Below are 2,922 nucleotides of genomic sequence, written 5' to 3'. Positions count from 1 at the left end.
ACCTCGTAGTCAATTGAATGGCAGGGCGAAAACCAAGACCGGAGGAAGGTGCATCAGATAGCGATTTCCAACGAATTACGACAAAGGTGGTCTTGCGAACGCGAGAATGACGAAGATGTTGCTGTCTATCCAGTCCGGACCTCGATCTTGTCGAAGCGCTTCCAGCGGTAGATCGCGAAGCTTGCCAACCAGCAGGCCACGAACAAGCCGATGATAGCAAAGCCCAAGCTATTGAAATTCTCGCCCAGCTCCGCCGCGATCCGCCAGGGCGCGCCGGTGAGACCGAGCTTGTCGCCGATCAACGCCAGCGCCTCGATCCCGCCGATGACGATCGCCACCATCGCCGAGATCAGGGTGATGGTGATATTGTAGTACAGTTTGCGGATCGGCTTGACGAAGGCCCACTCGTAGGCGCCAAGCATGACCACGCCATCGGCGGTGTCGACCAGCGCCATGCCGACCGCGAACAGCGCCGGCAGCACCAGGACCGAGCCGATCGACAGCCCGTTCGCCGCCTGGCTGGCGGACATGCCCAGGATGGCGACTTCGGTAGCGGTGTCGAACCCTAGCCCGAACAGGAAGCCAAGCGGGGCCATGTGCCAGCTTTTGTTGACGAGGCGAAACATCGGCCGGAACAGCCGTGACAAGGGGCCGCGCCCGCCCAGCAGCAGGTCGAGATCTTCCTCGACATAAGCGCCACCGTCGCGGACATGCACGAAAGTGCGCCACACGCTGCGCAGGATCATGAGGTTCATCGCGGCGATGGCGAACAGGAATAGTGCCGAGATCGCGGTCGCGATCACCCCGCCCACTTCCTTGAACGCGCCGAACTGCGCCAAGGCGCTGGCGGTGAGTGCGATGGTGACCGACGCGATGGCGATAATTCCGGAGTGCCCGACCGCGAACCAGAACCCCACCGCGATCGGCCGCTGCCCCTGCTGCATCAGCTTGCGCGTTACGTTGTCGATCGCCGCGATGTGGTCGGCATCGACGGCGTGGCGCAGGCCCAGGCCCCAGCCGAGTAGCGCGGTGCCCAGCATTAGCGGCTGCGCGTGGAACAGGCCATAGGCCCAAATCCACACCGCCAGGTTAGCGGCGATGAGGCCGCCCAGCAGCAGGGCGGTCCGCCGTTTGAGCGATGGCGAGCCCGAAAAGATCATGATCGGCTCCTTGTGAGAGAAAAGCGCCAGCGAGAGCGGCGAAAGTCGCGGGCGAACTTTCGCCAACCCATCCGGACGCCGGTCCAGGCCAGCGAGCGCAACGAGCCCTGGTTAAAGCCCGGCGAGTCGAAGCTGTGTGGCGCGTTGCACAGCCAGCGCTCGGCGCGGGTAGCGCCGTCAACCGTGCGCAGCAGCGCGCCAGAGGTCGCGTCGATGTGATGCCACGTCGCCGGATCATCCGCCAACACAGCGCGCCAGACCGGCAACCGCATCGGCTCCGTATGGATGTAATAATAGCTATCGCCCTCGCGCGACAGGGTGGACGAGCGCTGGCCGATCTGGTCCCGGCGCGGCGGCAAGCTGCCGGGCACGGTCGCGAGAAGGTTCTTCTTTGCGCCCAGGTAGCTCGCCTTGGCCCTGCCGTTCAACTGATCGCCGGTTGCGTTCTTCAACGCCGCATGCGCAACCAAGACAGTCACAAGCAACCCTAGCGGATCGACGGCGGTGGCGTACTGGCCACGGATCGAGATTGTCGGCACCGGCTAATAGACCGCGGCCTGCTTGGTCGCGGTGCTCCCGTATCGTACTTGCCCCATGAGGTTTTCTTCCATTCCAACCAAATGATCGCACCATCTAACCCTAAGATCAAACATCTAGGGCGCGTCACGGATCTGTCGAAACAGCGACAAATGGCCTTAGAGCGGTTTTCGCTCATTCCGGTTCGTATCCGCAAGAACTGAAGTAATTGGCGCACTCGCCCGGCTTGAAGATATCGACGAGCCTGCCGATGAGGTCCCACAGGCCAGAGACGGTCCGCTCGCCGACTTTTCGCAGCATGGCTTTGAGGCGGGAGAACGCTTTCTCGATCGGGTTGAAGTCGGGGCTGTAGGGCGGGAGGAAGCGCAGGGTCGCGCCAGCGGCCTCGATGAGCACCTGCACCGACGCGCGCTTGTGGCTCGACAGATTGTCCATGATGACGACGTCGCCGGGCCGTAGTTCCGGGACAAGAATCTGGGCAATATAGGCTTCGAACCAGTCGCCGTTGATTGGCCCATCAAGCACCATGGGCGCGACCATGCCGGTCATGCGCAGCCCGGCAACCAAGGTGGTGGTCTTGCGGTGGCCGTGCAGGAAGCCCATCCGCAGTCGCTCGCCTTTGGGGCAGCGGCCGTGGCTGCGGGTCATGTTGGTCGCGGTCCACGTTTCGTCGATGAACACCAGGCGTTCCGGGGCGAGATCGAGTTGGCCGTCGAACCAATGCCGGCGTTGCTTCAGGACGTCGGGGCGGTCTTGCTCGATCGCGTGCCCGGTCTTTTTTTCCGCGTGATCGCGTGGCGCACGAAGAAGCGATGCAGCGTGCCGATCCCAACCGGCACGCCCCGCTCGAACAGCCGCGCCTGGATCTCAACCGAGGTCATATCGCCCTGCTCGTCAACCAAATCCCGGATAAAGCCGCCATGGGCCTCGATTCTGCCGGAATGCCGGTCTCCTCCGCGCGGCTTGGCGACGGCATGGCCATGCTGCAGAGCAAGTTGCCGCCAACGGATCGCGCTCGACGCGCTGACACCAAAGCGATCGGCCGCCGCGCGGCAACTCAACCCACCATCAATCGCCGCGACGACCCTGTCCCGAAGATCCTGTGAAAGAGTTCGCGCCATCCATGCGTAAGCGGGGCCTGAGGGCCGCCTTGCGCGGTGCCCATTCGCCGGGATGATTGCCGCTCTTTTAGCGAGGTGGCGGGTGTCGGACGAGATCGGGGATA

Annotated in this window: 3 protein-coding genes; all 3 read right to left on the bottom strand. The window is 63.3% G+C overall.

From position 1 onward, the window contains the following. Positions 1-125 precede the first annotated feature (125 nt). On the bottom strand, positions 126-1,160 hold the full coding sequence (locus tag DI606_RS19860; RefSeq protein ID WP_293985712.1) for a HoxN/HupN/NixA family nickel/cobalt transporter: 1,035 nt from the start codon (positions 1,158-1,160) through the stop codon (positions 126-128). Continuing rightward, entirely contained in the window at positions 1,157-1,699 is a 543-nt protein-coding gene (locus DI606_RS19855; protein WP_293985710.1) for a hypothetical protein, read from the bottom strand. Before DI606_RS19855 ends, DI606_RS19860 begins: the two co-directional genes overlap by 4 nt. Positions 1,700-1,871: 172 nt before the next feature. After that, positions 1,872-2,818 (bottom strand): IS630 family transposase gene (locus tag DI606_RS19850; RefSeq protein ID WP_293985714.1). Its coding sequence is split into 2 segments (ribosomal slippage): positions 1,872-2,482 and positions 2,482-2,818, totalling 948 coding nucleotides; the frame shifts between segments, so codons are not numbered across the junction. Positions 2,819-2,922 lie beyond the last annotated feature (104 nt).

It is taken from the genome of Sphingobium sp., from assembly GCF_003248505.1.
Classification (GTDB): Bacteria; Pseudomonadota; Alphaproteobacteria; order Sphingomonadales; family Sphingomonadaceae; genus Sphingobium.
This window is presented reverse-complemented; position numbering and strand designations above follow the sequence as displayed.

Bases quoted from the DNA above. Each gene is read 5' to 3' on its own strand.
- DI606_RS19860 (WP_293985712.1), bottom strand. From the start codon at position 1,160: ATGATCTTTTCGGGCTCGCCATCGCTCAAACGGCGGACCGCCCTGCTG.